Below are 14247 nucleotides of genomic sequence, written 5' to 3'. Positions count from 1 at the left end.
CGGGCTTTCGTGGGACCGCGGATTGAGTTACCCATTCCGCATGACCGCGATCCCCGATTTCCTCCGCATCGATCCAGAAACCCGCCGCGTCTCGCTGGATGGCCGCAACCCGGCCTTCTACAGCGATCCGAACCGCGTCTACGAGCTTTTGCATAAAAACTGTCCGACGTTCTTCTGGGAGGAGCAGCGGCAGTGGTTCTTCACAGGTTATGACCATGTGAACCTTCTCCTTCGCGACCGCCGATTCGGCCGGCAGATCCTGCATGTCGCCAGCCGCGAGGAGCTTGGCCTCCCCGAGCCGGAAGCGCATCTTGCGAATTTCGACCTCGCCGAGCGGCACTCGCTGCTGGAGATCGAACCGCCGGAACATACGCGGCTGCGGACAATGGTAAACCGCGCTTTCGTCTCCCGCCATATCGAGAAGCTGAGGCCGGAGATTACCGAGCTTGCGGAGCGTCTCATCGATGCGTTCGACGGGCAAGGCCGGGTGGAACTGCTCTCGGCTTTCGCCGACATCATTCCCGTGACGATGATTGCGAGAATGATCGGCATTCCGGACGAGATGGGTCCGCAGTTGCTGAAATGGAGCCATGCCTATGTCGGCATGTACATGTTCAAGCGCTCGCGGGAAGACGAACATGCGGCGGACCGCGCCGCTGCGGAATTCGCAGCTTATGTGAAGACGCTGATCGCTGAGCGCCGGCGTGAACCGCGCGAAGACCTGCTGACCCACATGATCCATACGGAGCACAAGGGCCAGTATCTGACCGATGACGAACTCGTCTCGACCACGATCGTGCTGCTCAACGCTGGCCACGAGGCGACCGTGCACCAGATCGGCAATTCGGTTCGCGTGATCCTCGAAAGCGGTCTAGCGCCGGTCGAGCTCTTCCGCGACGAGGCCGCGACGGAGCGGACGGTGGAAGAGACGCTGCGGCTGTGCGCGCCCGTCCATATTTTCCAGCGCTGGGCGCTCGAAGACGCGGAAATCGACGGCGTTTCCCTGAAGCGTGGCGACAAGGTGAGCCTGATCCTCGCCGCCGCCAATCTCGACAGCAAGAAATTTTCAGATCCGCTGACGTTCAAGCCGGATCGTCAGGAAGGCCAGAACCTGTCCTTCGGCGCCGGCATCCACTTCTGCATCGGCGCACCACTGGCGCGGCTGGAACTGAATACCGTTCTGCCCATCCTGTTTCGCCGCCTGCCCGGCCTCAAACTGGCCGGGGTGCCGACGGTGAAGGATGTCTACCATTTCCACGGGCTGGAGCGGCTCGATCTCACCTGGGGGTAGGAGCAGCCGGAGGACCCGCCGTCAGGCTTACAGCCTGATGACGTAATCCTTGCGGGTCGTCTCCACCACTTCCCAGGTGGCAACCAGACCTGGCCGCAGAACCATGCTGTCGCCGGCCTTCAGATGCAGCGGTTCTGCGCCTTCTTCGGTGATGATCGAGTAGCCGAACTGGATGTGGAAATATTCCCACTCGTCATAGACGATCTTCCACTTACCCGGCGTCGCTTCCCAGACGCCTGCATAGATGCCGCCGTCGGCCTCCTCGAAATTCCAGGTGAGGAATTTCGGATCGCCGAAGATGACGCGGTCGGGAGCGGGTGCGCCCTCCTCCGGTTCAATTGCGGTCAGATCGAATGTCAGCCAGTTCTTCATGAGTGTCTCAAGTCCTTGCTAATGCTTGGTCGAGGTCGGAGAGCAGGTCTGCCACATCCTCGATGCCAACAGACAGGCGAACCACGTCAGGTCCGGCACCGGCGGCGATCTGCTGCTCTTCGGTAAGTTGCCGGTGGGTGGTCGATGCCGGGTGGATGACCAGCGAGCGGGTATCGCCGATATTGGCGAGATGCGAGAAGAGCCTAAGGCTCTCCACGAAGATCTTGCCGGCCTCATAGCCGTTCTTCAGGCCAAAGGTGAAGACAGCGCCTGCGCCATTCGGCGAATAGCGCTGCTGCAGAGCATTGTTCGGGTCGTCAGGCAGGCCGGCATAGTTCACCCATCCAACCTTCGGATGGCGGCTCAGCCATTCAGCAACGGCAAGCGCGTTGTCGCAGTGCCGCTGCATCCTCAGTGAAAGTGTCTCGATCCCCGTCTGGATCTGGAACGCGTTGAAGGGCGAGATGGCCGGCCCGAGATCGCGAAGGCCAAGCACGCGGGCGGCGATCGCAAAGGCGATGTTGCCGAAGGTTTCGTGCAGCACCATGCCTGAATATTCTGGCCGCGGCTCTGATAGTACCGGGTAGTTGCCGGAGCGCGACCAGTCGAACGTGCCGCCGTCGACGATGATGCCGCCCATGGAGTTGCCGTGGCCGCCGAGAAATTTGGTGAGCGAGTGCACGACGATATCGGCGCCGTGTTCGAGAGGCCGGACGAGATAGGGGCTCGCCATCGTGTTGTCGACGATCAGCGGGATTCCGAAACGCTGGGCCACCTCCGAAATCGCCGCGATATCGACGAAGGTGCCGCCGGGGTTTGCCAGGCTTTCGACGAAAATCGCCTTGGTGCGATCGTCGATCTCGTTTTCAAAACTTTCCGGATCGGCGCTATCGGCCCAGCGCACCTGCCAGCCGAAATTCTGAAACGCGTTGCCGAACTGATTGATCGAACCGCCATAGAGTTTGCGCGCCGCGACAAAGTTGTCACCGGGCTGCATGATCGTGTGGAAGACCAACAACTGCGCTGCATGGCCGGACGCGACGGCAAGGGCTGCCGTGCCGCCTTCCAGCGCCGCCACCTTTTCCTCCAGCGCGGCCTGCGTCGGGTTCATGATGCGGGTATAGATGTTTCCGAATTCCTTCAGCCCGAACAATGCGGCTGCATGTTCGGTATCCTTGAAGACGAAGGACGTCGTCTGATAGATCGGCACCGCCCGGGCGCCGGTCGTCGGATCGGGCTCGGCGCCGGCATGAACAGCGAGCGTTGAAAATCCGGGATTGCCGGAACTGCGTGAATTCGGGTTGGCCATGCCGGTCTCCTCTAGGGTCGTTTCATCACAGCAGGGCCTGCGGGCCGACGGCGATCAAGAAATATCGTTGCAGCATTCGCAGCGATTGCGAAAAGAGTCCGCGAATTACCTGCCCCGCTCCCTTACCCTATCCGAGAAGACGGGCAAGCCTTGGGTACTCGATCGCCGGGCAGCGATCCATGATTACCTGGATGCCGGCGGCCTCCGCCTTGACTGCGGCCTGATCGTCGCGCACGCCAAGCTGCGCCCATATGACCTTGGGCAGCTGATCCAGCGCCAGCGCTTCGTCCACCACACTGTCCAGATATTCCGAAGCGCGGAACACATCGACCATATCGACGGGTTCGGGCACATCCGCGAGGCTCGCATAGACGTCCTGACCGAGGATCTGCTTGCCGGCCTGGCCGGGATTGACCGGAAACACCCGGTAGCCGCGCTGCAACAGAAATCCCATGACGCGGTTGCTGGGCCGGTCGGGATTGGGCGATGCGCCGACCAGCGAAATCGTCTTCGTGCTTTTCAAGACGCCAGCGATGACGTCGTCGTCATACCGATCGTGAGCCATGGTTCTAACCTCCTCATGCAGTCACCTGGACATAGGAAAGCAATGGAAATCTTCCAACTCGGTTCCGGAATCACATTTTCCCACCAGCCAGGCGTCCGGCCTGCTGCGGCTCAAACCAAGGTATCCCTTCTCAAGAAGTCGTGTAAGAGACGAAACACCGGCCGAATATTTGTGAGGTATTATTTTACCTCATCAGTAAGTCATTCTAAACGTTGAGCTATTTTTCCGACCGCTCCGGGCCGGCTGCTTGACGCTTTTTAGGCTCCGTCGTATAAGCCGCCCAGATCGCGGACCTCTCGAAGGCCCGCTTTCTTTTTTGTCGGCATAGCCGAGCAAATCAAGCAACAAAAAACGCCCTTACGGCCGGTCTTCCGGTGGTCTTGGGTTCAGATGAGAGAGAAAAACAATGTCAACCTTCGTTCAGAAGCCTGCAGAGGTGGAGAAGAAGTGGATCATCATCGATGCCGAAGGCCTCGTTGTCGGTCGCCTCGCCACCCTCGTTGCCAATCGCCTTCGCGGCAAGCACAAGGTCACCTACACACCTCACGTCGACGACGGTGACAATGTCATCATCATCAACGCTGAAAAGGTTGTCCTGACCGGCAAGAAATACACAGACAAGAAGTACTACTGGCACACCGGTTACCCGGGTGGCATCAAGGAGCGTACTGCACGCGCCATCATCGAAGGCCGCTTTCCTGAGCGCGTCGTCGAAAAGGCGATTGAGCGTATGATCCCGCGCGGCCCGCTCGGCCGTCGCCAGTTGAAGAACCTGCGTGTATACGCCGGCTCCAACCATCCCCATGAAGCACAGCAGCCTGTCGCTCTCGACGTGGCATCGCTGAACAGCAAGAACGTAAGGAGCGCCTGATCATGGCCGATCTTTCCTCTTTGAAGGACCTCGCTCCGGCTGAAAGCCAGGCACCGGTTCACGTCCGCAAGGTCGATGCACAGGGCCGTTCCTATGCAACCGGCAAGCGCAAGAACGCGATTGCCCGCGTTTGGGTCAAGCCAGGCTCCGGCAAGATCATCATCAACGGTCGCGACTTCTCGGCGTATTTCGCCCGTCCGGTTCTGCAGATGATCCTTCAGCAGCCGCTGGTTGCCGCTGCCCGCACAGGTCAGTTCGACATCATTGCCACCGTCACCGGTGGTGGTCTTTCCGGTCAGGCCGGTGCCGTTCGTCACGGCGTCTCCAAGGCCCTCACCTACTTCGAACCAGGCCTTCGCCCGGTTCTGAAGAAGGGTGGCTTCCTGACCCGCGACAGCCGCGTCGTCGAGCGTAAGAAGTACGGTAAGGCGAAGGCCCGCCGGTCCTTCCAGTTCTCGAAGCGTTAATCGCTTCAAGACTTTGCATTTCGAAAGGCGGGGCTTCGGCTCCGCCTTTTTCGTTTCGGGCTTTCTTCGGTCCGAGTCTTGTCTTCCAGACACTCCCACTGCACTTTCTCTGCGATCCGGGAGAATGCAATGGCTTCAAAATCCATCGACAACGCCTTTACCGCCAAGTCCCTGCGCGATGCTGCCACCGACCCGACCTATGCGGGCGCGCTGTCCTTCATGCGGCGGCGCTATACCAAGGATCTGATCGGCGCCGATGCGGTCGTCCTCGGTATTCCCTTCGACGCTGCGGTCTCCAACCGGCCGGGTGCGCGGTTCGGGCCACAGGCCATCCGCCGGGCTTCGGCGATCTTCGACAACGACCCGCAATATCCGTTCTCGCGCGATCTCTTCGAAGCCATGTCGGTCATCGACTATGGTGACGTCATGCTCGACTACGGTCATCACTGGAAGACGCCGCGGCTGATCGAGGCGGAGGCGACGAAGATCATCGAGTCGGGCGCGTTTCTGCTGTCGCTCGGCGGCGATCATTTCGTTACCTGGCCGCTCTTGAGGGCGCATGCAGCCCGCCACGGTCCGCTTGCCCTCGTGCATTTCGATGCCCATCAGGACACATGGAGCGACGATGCGGACGAGACCGGCGACATAGAACGGATCGACCACGGCTCGTTCGTGGCGCGCGCCGTGCGACAGGGCGTGATCGAGCCGCAGCATTCGATCCAGATCGGCATCCGCACCCATGCGCCTGGGGATTTCGGCATCAGGATCATGCCGGGCCATGAGGTAGAGGATCTGAGCGCCCAGGCAATTGCCGACGCGATCCTTGCCCATGTCGGCGACCGCCCGTGCTATCTCACCTTCGACATCGACTGCCTGGACCCCGCCTACGCGCCCGGTACAGGAACGCCCGTTGCCGGTGGTCCGTCGAGTGCGAAAATCCTGTCGGTGCTGCGCAAACTCGGCGCCCTCGAGATCTGCGGCGCCGACGTGGTGGAGGTGGCACCGGCCTATGACCATGCCGATATCACCGCCATTGCCGGGGCAACGGTTGCGATGTATATGCTTGGCCTGCGCGCGGAGCGACTTTCCGCCCGTTGACAAATTGAATCAAGCAGCTGGCAAACTGATTCCGGCTCTCACCCCAAGGCACTGACATTTCAGGGATAATGACCATGACGGCAAAGATCTTCATCGACGGCGAACACGGCACGACAGGGCTGCAGATCCGCACCCGCATGGCCGACCGCCGCGACGTCGAGCTCCTGTCGATCCCGGAAGCCGAGCGGCGCAACGCAGCGATGCGCGAGGACCTGCTCAACAGCGCCGACATCGCGATCCTGTGCCTGCCGGACGAGGCTTCGAAAGAAGCCGTGACAATGCTTGCCGGCAACAACAACGTGCGGGTAATCGACACCTCGACCGCCTACCGGGTCGATCCGAACTGGGCCTATGGTTTCGCCGAACTGGACAAGGCGCAGGCCGACAAGATCAAGGCTGCCCGCAACGTCGCCAATCCCGGCTGCTATCCGACCGGTGCTATCGCGCTGCTGCGTCCGCTGCGCGCTGCCGGTCTCCTGCCCGACGGCTACCCGGTCTCGGTCAATGCAGTGTCCGGCTATACCGGCGGCGGCAAGCAGCTGATCGGCCAGATGGAAGATGCGTCACGCGAGGACGCGATCTCCGCCAACAACTTTCTCTACGGCCTGACGCTGAAGCACAAGCACGTGCCCGAGATGAAGGAACATGGCCTGCTCGATCGCGCGCCGCTGTTCTCGCCGTCCGTCGGCCGCTTTGCGCAGGGCATGATCGTGCAGGTGCCGCTGTTCCTCGAAGACCTCAAGGATGGTGCCACGATCGAGAGCATTCATAGCGCCCTCGTCGCCCACTATGCGGGACAGGATATCGTTACCGTCGTGCCGCTCAACGAGAGCGCGACGCTTGCCCGCGTCGATGCCGAGGAACTGGTCAACACCGACAGGATGAAGCTGTTCGTGTTCGGCGCGGCTGGCAGCCCGCATGTCAATCTCGTGGCGCTGCTCGACAATCTCGGCAAGGGTGCCTCCGGTGCCGCCGTCCAGAACATGGACCTGATGCTGTCTGCCTGAAGACATCCGGATTTTTAAGACTTGAGGCCGCGGTGAACTCAGTTCGCCGCGGCTTTTTTGTCTTCGATAGGGTATTCGCCGACATAGCCGCGCCAGTGGGTGATGGCATAGCCGAGGACGACAAGGGCGCCGCCCTGATGCGCCAGCGCCAGATCCAGTGGCACCTGATAGACCAGCGTCAGAATGCCGATCACGGCCTGCAGACAGACCAGCAGGAACAGGATGACGGCGCGCCCCGTATGGACCGAGCCCGGCGCTTTGGACAGTGACACGATCATGTGGATCAGCGCTGCTGCCAGAAGCACATAGGCGCCGCAGCGGTGGACGAACTGCACCGTCTTCGGGTTCTCGAACAGATTGATCCACCAGGGATCGCGCAAGAACAGGTCGGCCGGAACGAAGGCGCCATCCATCATCGGCCAGGTGTTGTAGCTGAGGCCGGCATCGAGGCCTGCGACAAGTGCGCCGAGATAGATCTGGAACAGCGCCAGAAACGCGAGGCCTCCAGCCGCGATATAGGAGTGACGCGTCGGGGCTGCCCCCTGCTTCTGTGGCGTGAGGCCGCGCATGATCCAGACGCAGGCGGAAAAGATGAGACAGGCGATGACCAGATGCGTCGCAAGCCGGTACTGCGAGACGCTGACAAGCTTGGTGAGGCCCGACGACACCATCCACCAGCCGACAAAACCCTGAAATCCGCCGAGTGCCAGCGTGCCGACCAGCGGCCAGCGCAGGCGTTTCTCGATGCGACCGGTCACCCAGAAGAAGATCAGCGGAACGGCGAAGACAAGGCCGATCGATCGTGCCAGGAAACGGTGCGCCCATTCCCACCAGAAGATCGTCTTGAACTCATCGACCGTCATGCCGGCGTTGACCAGCTGATATTGCGGGATGCGCTGATAGAGCTCGAACTCTTCCTGCCATTCGGCCGCGTTGAGAGGCGGGATCACGCCGTGGATCGGTTTCCATTCGGTGATCGACAGACCCGAATCCGTCAGCCGGGTCGCGCCGCCCACAAGTACGAGGCAGAACAGCACGAAGACGACGAAGCCGAGCCATATGCGCACCGATCTGCGGTCGCGCTCGCGTCGTTTTACTGCGGGGTGGATGACATCGATGATGACGCTATCAGTCGCCGACATGCGGAAACTCCTGTCGCTCGAAGAAAGATCAGCCTCGCACGAGCTCAAGAGCGCCCTGCACGCGGTGATCTTTCCGCTTCTTGCCGTTGATTTGCCCCATGGACACGTGCAAAACAAGCCCCGATGCTTTGCGGCATCGCGTCGCGGAAGGAGAAACGCGTTGGTCCCACGCCTGAGAAGTTTCATCGGCACGATCATGATCATCGTGCTCGTCATCGTCTACGCGCTGGCCGCAACCACCGTCGCGACGCTGTTGCTCGCGACATCGCCGTGGTGGGTGCATTTCCTCTACTTCCTGCTGTCGGGGCTTTTGTGGATCCTGCCGGCCATGCTGATCATCAAGTGGATGGCGGGCGCACGGCCGAAAGTCTAGGTTATGCCTGGGTTCACCCCGCATTAACCAGCCGTGATAGTATTGGCGGCGGGCGACACAGCAATAAACAGATTGTTGGTGCACGCTGCCTATTCTCCCCGCTTGAAAGACAGCGGAGCGCGTCATGCAAACCTCGAGACTGATTGAAGAGCTTGCGCCGGCAGGGACATCGGGATCGCCTTCCCGTGAGACTGTCCCGTTGCGTTTCGCGCAGATCGAAATGGCAGTCACGACGGACATGGCGGATCTGAAGTCCGACTGGCACCGTCTGCAGGCGATCAAGCTCAATTCGCTGCATCAGGGTTTCGACTGGTGCGAAGCCTGGGCGAAATCCCAAGGTCGCACGCTTGCAGTCGTCGTCGGTCGCATCGACGGTCGCGCCGTGTTTATCCTGCCGCTCGATATCGTGCTTGAAAAAAGCATCCGCGTTGCCCGCCTCCCCGGCAACCATTACAACAATATCAATACCGGCCTGTTCGATCCGGCACTCAAGGTGGCTTCCGCTGCCGAGCTGAAGCCGTTCCTGCGCATGCTGCGCACGGCTCTTTCTCCTTATGCCGATCTCGTGGTGCTCGATTGCGTGCCGCTCTCCTGGCGCGGCAGTCGGCATCCGCTGAGTGCTCTCGCAACGACGGAGAACCAGAACCATTCGTTCCAGCTGCCGCTTTTTGCGAATTTCGAGACGACGCTGGCACAGCTCAACGCCAAGACGCGGCGCAAGAAATTCCGCTCACAGAGCCGCAAGATCGAAGCAGCCGGCGGCTATGACCACGTGATCGCGCTAGACGCGGACGAAAAGCACGCGCTGCTCGATACGTTCTTTCGCCAGAAGGCGGCGCGGCTGAAAATGTTCGGCCTGCCTGATGTCTTCCACGCATCTGAGATCCGTAGCTTCTTCCATCGCCTGATGGACGCGCCGACTGATGGGACAGACACTTCGCTCACCCTTCACGCGATCCGCATGCGGGGTGAGCACGAGGGACATGTCGTGGCTATCGCCGGCGTCTCGCGCAAGGGCGACCATGTGATCTGCCAGTTCAGCTCCATCGACGACAGCATCTGCCCGGAGGCAAGCCCCGGCGAGTTGCTGTTCTGGCTGATGATCGAGAAAAGCTGCCGCGAAGGCGCGGCGCTGTTCGATTTCGGCGTGGGCGACCAGCCCTACAAGCGCAGCTGGTGCAGCCAGGAAACCGTGCTGCACGATATTCTCATCGCCATCACACCGAAGGGTTCCGTCCTCAAACCGCTGATGGTTCTGGCAACGAGGGCGAAGGCTGCGGTGAAGCACAACCCGCGCCTTTACGCTCTTTTGCAGAAACTGCGGGCCGCCAAAACGAACAAGGCGGCCTGAAAGCCGCCTTGTAGATCGTGGTTCATGCGGAGTGGCTCACGCCACCTGTCGTCCAGCCTTGCGCGGCGAACTGCGGTCATTGGCGTCAGACATTACCAGCAGGTTGCGAATTCCCTCGCCTTGGAAGTCCTGGACGATCTTTGCGATATCCTCTTCCTTGAATTCAGGCACGGAGAGGATGACCTCCGCCTTTTCGTTGCGGGTCAGTCGCGACAGCATCGGCGCTTCCGCCGGGCCGCATTCGATCAGAACCAGATCATAGGCGTCTGCGAGTGCATCGACGACCATCGGCAGCCGGTCTGCGCCCCGCATGGCGCGAACCGGATCGGCAGAACCGAACGGGATGATATGCGCATCCGAGAGACGGTCCGGATGGATGGCTTCCCCGAACGCAACCTCGCCGCACAGCAGATCGGTGATGCCTGCAAGCTTGACGTCCTGCGCCATCAGCCGTGTCGGGCAAGCCGAGCCGGTCATGTCGATCAGGGCGACGGTGCGACCGCGCTCCGAAATTTCACGGGCCAACATCACGGTCGCCGTCGAGCCTGCATCGCCACCGGGCGACACGACCAGGCCGATCGGCACCGCACGGCGCTGGAGGTAGCGGGCAACGGACGCGATCGTGAAGGATTCCTCCTCCCCGTCGTTCGCCGGCGTCGTGACGGCAATTTCTTCGACCGGTGGCTCGGCAGCGACCGCAGCCTCCTGCTTCTGGTCAACTTCCGCGCCCTTCGCGGCAGCGGCATCCTTGCGGGAGGCAGCCAGCATTTCCTTTGCCGCCGCGAACAGCCTGTGTTCGCGCTTTGGCCGATCTGCAACAGTTTCTGCCGCAACCGGAGCTGCGGCGGGTGTTGTTGCAACCAAAGCGCCGGCAGGGGTCGGTTCGGGCTCGGCCGGGGCCGGTTCGACCGCAGGCGTTGCGACCTCGTGTGGTGTCAGCAGGAAGTCGTCCTCGCGACGGCGATTGAGAGGGCGGAGCGCCCGGCCGCTGAACAGTTCGGCGATGATGACGACCAGGCAGCTGACGATCAGTGTCGCAAGCGTCGCCACGATGACGATCGGAATGACCTTCGGAAAGAAGGGTTCCGACGGTTCGACCGCGCTCGATACGATGCGGGCATCCGCAGGGCTTGAATTGGCGTCGCGGCGCGACGTCGCCTCGCGGTAGCGCACGAGATAGGTTTCGAGCAGCTGGCGCTGGGCGGACGCTTCGCGTTCCAGGGCCCGCAGCCCGACTTCCTCTTCACCGGCCTTGGCCGAATCAGCCTTCAAGCCGTTCATCTGCTGCGTCAGCTGACGCTCGCGGAGCCTTGCAATCTCTCTCTCGTTGTCGAGGCTTGCCAGGATCTTCTGGGTTTCACGCTCGATCTGCTGATTGATGCCGCTGAGCTGCGCGCGAAGTCCCCGAAGACGCGGATGGTTGTCGAGCAGGGATGTCGAGAGATCATTGATCTGCGCCTGCAAATTGGTCTGGGTTTCCTTCAGACGCTGGATGACCTGCGATCCCGCGACGTCCGCCAGGGTGTCCGAAGCGCGGCCGGCTCTCAAACCAGCGCGGACGTTTTCCGAACGGGCCTCGGCATTGGCGAGATCGGCGCGAACGCGGGCAAGTTCGGTCGAGATATCGTTCAACTGCTTGCTGGAAAAGCTGTTGGCTTCGCTGGTCTGGAAAAGTCCTTTCGAGGAGCGGTAGTCCGCCACCTTCTTTTCGGCATCGTTGACGCGGGTCGTCAGGTTGGCGATTTCCGGCTCCAGCCAGCGGGCGGTTTCGGCATGGGTGTCCACCTTCGAGCCACTCTGGATCTGAAGATAGGCTTCGGCCATCCGGTTCGGCACATCCGCCGCGAGCTTCGGATCATGCGATGCAAATTCGACGGCGATGACGCGCGAGCCCTCGACCGGATAGACCGACAGCTTTTCGCGGAACTTCTGGATGACCCGGTCTTCCGGATCGATCGCCATCGGATCCTGCTTCAGGCCGACCATCACCAGAAGGTCCGGCAGTGCCGACTGTCCAGCCGGGTCGAATTCCGGGCGATCGGAAAGCTTCAGATCGCGCGCAACCCGCTTGATGAGGTCGGTCGATTGCAGCAGCTGGGCCTGACTGGTGATGTTAAGCGTGTCCAGAACCGGATCGTTGGAACTGCCTGCCCCTTCCCCGCCGGACAGGTTCGGCGATCGCGATTCGATCAGCAGCCTGGTTTCGGCCTTGTAGCTGGGTTTGATCAGCGAGGCGCCGACCAGCGCCAGCGCGCCCGCCGCGATCGTCACGGCGAGGATCTTCGCCTTGCGTTCCCAGACGGCCGCGATGACCTGCCTGAGGTCGATATCCACATCCTGATGGCCGCCGTTTACGCCAGACATTGCCCGCTCCAAACTGGTCTATTTGGGCGGACAGTAAATTATCATGGTAACGCTACAGTTAATGAGCCGCGGCTTCGAAGAAAAACCGGACTCTGATCTTGCAGGCATTATTTCCGATGGTCGTCGTGCCTCTCTTTACCGGGCATTAACCCTAATGGATCGATAACAGGCTCGAAATCGTCGAACCACCACCCCGAGCCTGGGACGCGAACATGCTATTCGCCCAAGACAAGAAAAATCCGACGCGCAACCAGCGCGCCAAAACCGTTCTGGCTCTTGCGGCGGCAGCCGTTGCGATGACGCTGTCGGGCTGCGCCTCATACAAGCCGGCTCCCAAAAGCTTTCAGGAAGCGACGATCCAGCCTTACCGGCTGGACAGCGGCGATCGGCTACGTGTCAGCGTCTTCGAACAGCCGAGCCTTTCCAACACCTATACCGTCGATCAGGCCGGCTATATCGCCTTCCCGCTGATCGGTCAGATCACGGCCCGGGGCCAGACCATGCCGACGCTCGAGGGTGCAATCGCCGCCAAGCTCAAGCAGGGCTATCTGCGCGATCCCGACGTGACGATCGAAATGGATCGTTACCGCCCGGTTTTCGTCATGGGCGAAGTCGGACGACCCGGACAGTATTCCTATGTGCCCGGCATGACGGCACAGAACGCCATCGCAATCGCCGGAGGCTTTACCTCTCGCGGAAACCAGCGCGATGTCGACGTCACACGCAAGATCAACGGCGAGGTCATCACGGGCCGTACGACGATTTCCTCACAGGTCCTCGCTGGCGACACGGTCTACGTCCGCGAGCGGCTGTTCTGACATCATCATGTCGGCTGAGGCCCCTCCCTTGCGCATCCTCCATTGTTTCAGGTCGCCCGTCGGCGGGATCTTCCGCCATGTGCGCGACCTGGTGGAAGAACATCGGGCTGCCGGCCACGAGGTCGGCATCCTCTGCGACAGCTCGACCGGTGGCGAGCACGAGGACAGGTTGTTCGACACGATCCGGCCGCAGCTTTCGCTTGGCCTGACACGAATTCCGATGCGCCGTTCGATCGCTCCTTCCGATCTTGCGGCACTCTACAGAAGCTACAACCATATCAAGAGCTTGCGGCCGGACATATTGCACGGACACGGCGCCAAGGGCGGCGTTCTGGCGCGATTGATCGGCTCAGCCTTGCGGGTTAACAGGTATTGCGTGGCCCGCCTCTATTCGCCGCACGGCGGCAGTCTGCATTTCGACCGGTCCAGTCTTTCGGGCAAGGTCGTGCTGCAGCTCGAACGGTTCCAGGAACGCTTCGGCGATGCCCTGGTCTTTGTCTGCGATTATGAGCGCCGCACCTACGAGGAAAAGGTCGGAAAACCGCTCAAGACCGCGCGTGTGATCTATAACGGAATTGGCGAGGCCGAGTTCGAGCCGGTACCGGCGGTCATTTCCGCGGTCGACTTTCTCTATATCGGCATGCTGCGCGACCTGAAGGGACCGGATGTCTTCATCGACGCCTTTGCCCGAACGGAACGCGCGGTCGGTCGGCCGCTCTCGGCGCTGATGGTCGGCGACGGTCCGGACCGTGAGCGCTATGAAGCCATGATTTCCGAACGTGGCCTTGGCCGCCGGCTGACGATGATGCCGGCCATGCCCGCCCGCAAGGCGTTTGCCCTCACAAATTTCGTCGTCGTTCCGTCGCGGGCGGAAGCGATGCCCTATATCGTGCTGGAAGCGCTCGCCGCCGGGAAGCCTGTCATCGCATCGCGTGTCGGCGGCATTCCCGAAGTGCTGGGTGTGAAAAGTGCGGCCCTTGCCGTCCCCGGCGACGCCACAAGCCTTTCCGACGTGATGACGCAGGCACTGCAGACACCGGAGTGGCATGACCGCGTCATGCCGAAGCCGTCCGATTTTAAGGCAGTGTTTTCCGCCTCCGTTATGGCGGACGACATGCTTCACTTGTACCAGGATCTACTCGGCCAAATCCCTGACCGAAGGTACAGCTAAAGGCTTCTTTAGCTTCTTTTTGCTACTGGACTGAGACTACTTCTGCGC

Annotated in this window: 14 protein-coding genes; 9 read left to right on the top strand and 5 right to left on the bottom strand. The window is 61.1% G+C overall.

What is annotated here, in order from left to right; translation table 11 throughout:
* The first annotated feature begins 40 nt into the window (after positions 1–40).
* Positions 41–1291: a cytochrome P450 gene (locus ACQY1P_RS11135; RefSeq protein WP_430256697.1), complete on the top strand. Its 1251-nt coding sequence runs from the start codon at positions 41–43 to the stop codon at positions 1289–1291.
* 27 nt (positions 1292–1318) lie between these two features.
* Here ACQY1P_RS11135 and ACQY1P_RS11130 read toward each other — a convergent pair whose 3' ends face one another.
* The 3 genes from ACQY1P_RS11130 to ACQY1P_RS11120 all read right to left on the bottom strand — a co-directional run bounded on the left by ACQY1P_RS11130 (position 1319) and on the right by ACQY1P_RS11120 (position 3537).
* A complete protein-coding gene (locus tag ACQY1P_RS11130) occupies positions 1319–1663 on the bottom strand; it encodes a cupin domain-containing protein (RefSeq protein ID WP_174195971.1) in 345 nt (114 codons plus the stop codon).
* 7 nt (positions 1664–1670) lie between these two features.
* Entirely contained in the window at positions 1671–2972 is a 1302-nt protein-coding gene (locus tag ACQY1P_RS11125; protein ID WP_430256400.1) for an O-acetylhomoserine aminocarboxypropyltransferase, read from the bottom strand.
* 127 nt (positions 2973–3099) lie between these two features.
* Positions 3100–3537 (bottom strand): CoA-binding protein, encoded by a 438-nt coding sequence (locus ACQY1P_RS11120; protein WP_430240713.1) that lies wholly within the window; start codon positions 3535–3537, stop codon positions 3100–3102.
* Positions 3538–3943: 406 nt separating this feature from the next.
* Here ACQY1P_RS11120 and rplM point away from each other — a divergent pair, with 406 nt between their 5' ends.
* The 4 genes from rplM (at position 3944) to argC (ending at position 6980) form a co-directional block, all read left to right on the top strand.
* Positions 3944–4408: a 50S ribosomal protein L13 gene (gene rplM / locus ACQY1P_RS11115; protein ID WP_062453255.1), complete on the top strand. Its 465-nt coding sequence runs from the start codon at positions 3944–3946 to the stop codon at positions 4406–4408.
* Between the two features lie 2 nt (positions 4409–4410).
* Positions 4411–4875, top strand: coding sequence for a 30S ribosomal protein S9 (rpsI, locus tag ACQY1P_RS11110; protein ID WP_062453256.1), 465 nt, complete (start codon positions 4411–4413; stop codon positions 4873–4875).
* A 129-nt stretch (positions 4876–5004) separates the two neighbouring features.
* The gene (speB, locus tag ACQY1P_RS11105) at positions 5005–5973 is read left to right on the top strand and encodes an agmatinase (RefSeq protein WP_062579974.1); all 969 of its coding nucleotides are present in this window, start codon (positions 5005–5007) and stop codon (positions 5971–5973) included.
* 74 nt (positions 5974–6047) lie between these two features.
* Positions 6048–6980 carry an N-acetyl-gamma-glutamyl-phosphate reductase gene (argC, locus tag ACQY1P_RS11100; RefSeq protein ID WP_184654908.1) on the top strand — a complete coding sequence of 311 codons (933 nt, stop codon included), beginning with the start codon at positions 6048–6050 and terminating at the stop codon, positions 6978–6980.
* Positions 6981–7018: 38 nt separating this feature from the next.
* Here argC and ACQY1P_RS11095 read toward each other — a convergent pair whose 3' ends face one another.
* Entirely contained in the window at positions 7019–8122 is a 1104-nt protein-coding gene (locus tag ACQY1P_RS11095) for a COX15/CtaA family protein (protein ID WP_430256399.1), read from the bottom strand.
* 160 nt (positions 8123–8282) lie between these two features.
* Between ACQY1P_RS11095 and ACQY1P_RS11090 the strand changes: the two genes are divergently transcribed.
* Positions 8283–8495, top strand: coding sequence for a DUF2842 domain-containing protein (locus ACQY1P_RS11090; protein ID WP_062453259.1), 213 nt, complete (start codon positions 8283–8285; stop codon positions 8493–8495).
* 124 nt (positions 8496–8619) lie between these two features.
* Complete coding sequence (locus tag ACQY1P_RS11085) at positions 8620–9846, top strand: GNAT family N-acetyltransferase (RefSeq protein WP_325261100.1); 1227 nt, start codon at positions 8620–8622, stop codon at positions 9844–9846.
* A gap of 36 nt (positions 9847–9882) precedes the next feature.
* On the opposite strand, the gene ACQY1P_RS11080 is transcribed toward ACQY1P_RS11085, so the two are convergent.
* A complete protein-coding gene (locus ACQY1P_RS11080; RefSeq protein ID WP_430256398.1) occupies positions 9883–12210 on the bottom strand; it encodes an exopolysaccharide transport family protein in 2328 nt (775 codons plus the stop codon).
* Between the two features lie 296 nt (positions 12211–12506).
* Between ACQY1P_RS11080 and ACQY1P_RS11075 the strand changes: the two genes are divergently transcribed.
* Both ACQY1P_RS11075 and ACQY1P_RS11070 read left to right on the top strand, forming a co-directional pair.
* A complete protein-coding gene (locus ACQY1P_RS11075; protein ID WP_062454730.1) occupies positions 12507–13028 on the top strand; it encodes a polysaccharide biosynthesis/export family protein in 522 nt (173 codons plus the stop codon).
* A 7-nt stretch (positions 13029–13035) separates the two neighbouring features.
* Positions 13036–14199, top strand: coding sequence for a glycosyltransferase family 4 protein (locus ACQY1P_RS11070; RefSeq protein ID WP_430256397.1), 1164 nt, complete (start codon positions 13036–13038; stop codon positions 14197–14199).
* Positions 14200–14247: the final 48 nt, after the last annotated feature.

Source organism: Neorhizobium sp. DAR64872/K0K18, assembly GCF_050500175.1.
Taxonomy (GTDB): Bacteria; Pseudomonadota; Alphaproteobacteria; order Rhizobiales; family Rhizobiaceae; genus Neorhizobium; species Neorhizobium soli.
The sequence above is the reverse complement of the archived record's forward strand: the minus strand, read 5'-3'. Positions and strand labels throughout refer to the sequence as shown.

Coding starts and splice junctions, on each gene's coding strand:
- ACQY1P_RS11135 (WP_430256697.1), top strand. CDS start 41: ATGACCGCGATCCCCGATTTCCTCCGCATCGATCCAGAAACCCGCCGC.
- ACQY1P_RS11130 (WP_174195971.1), bottom strand. CDS start 1,663: ATGAAGAACTGGCTGACATTCGATCTGACCGCAATTGAACCGGAGGAG.
- ACQY1P_RS11125 (WP_430256400.1), bottom strand. CDS start 2,972: ATGGCCAACCCGAATTCACGCAGTTCCGGCAATCCCGGATTTTCAACG.
- ACQY1P_RS11120 (WP_430240713.1), bottom strand. CDS start 3,537: ATGGCTCACGATCGGTATGACGACGACGTCATCGCTGGCGTCTTGAAA.
- rplM (WP_062453255.1), top strand. CDS start 3,944: ATGTCAACCTTCGTTCAGAAGCCTGCAGAGGTGGAGAAGAAGTGGATC.
- rpsI (WP_062453256.1), top strand. CDS start 4,411: ATGGCCGATCTTTCCTCTTTGAAGGACCTCGCTCCGGCTGAAAGCCAG.
- speB (WP_062579974.1), top strand. CDS start 5,005: ATGGCTTCAAAATCCATCGACAACGCCTTTACCGCCAAGTCCCTGCGC.
- argC (WP_184654908.1), top strand. CDS start 6,048: ATGACGGCAAAGATCTTCATCGACGGCGAACACGGCACGACAGGGCTG.
- ACQY1P_RS11095 (WP_430256399.1), bottom strand. CDS start 8,122: ATGTCGGCGACTGATAGCGTCATCATCGATGTCATCCACCCCGCAGTA.
- ACQY1P_RS11085 (WP_325261100.1), top strand. CDS start 8,620: ATGCAAACCTCGAGACTGATTGAAGAGCTTGCGCCGGCAGGGACATCG.
- ACQY1P_RS11080 (WP_430256398.1), bottom strand. CDS start 12,210: ATGTCTGGCGTAAACGGCGGCCATCAGGATGTGGATATCGACCTCAGG.
- ACQY1P_RS11075 (WP_062454730.1), top strand. CDS start 12,507: ATGACGCTGTCGGGCTGCGCCTCATACAAGCCGGCTCCCAAAAGCTTT.
- ACQY1P_RS11070 (WP_430256397.1), top strand. CDS start 13,036: ATGTCGGCTGAGGCCCCTCCCTTGCGCATCCTCCATTGTTTCAGGTCG.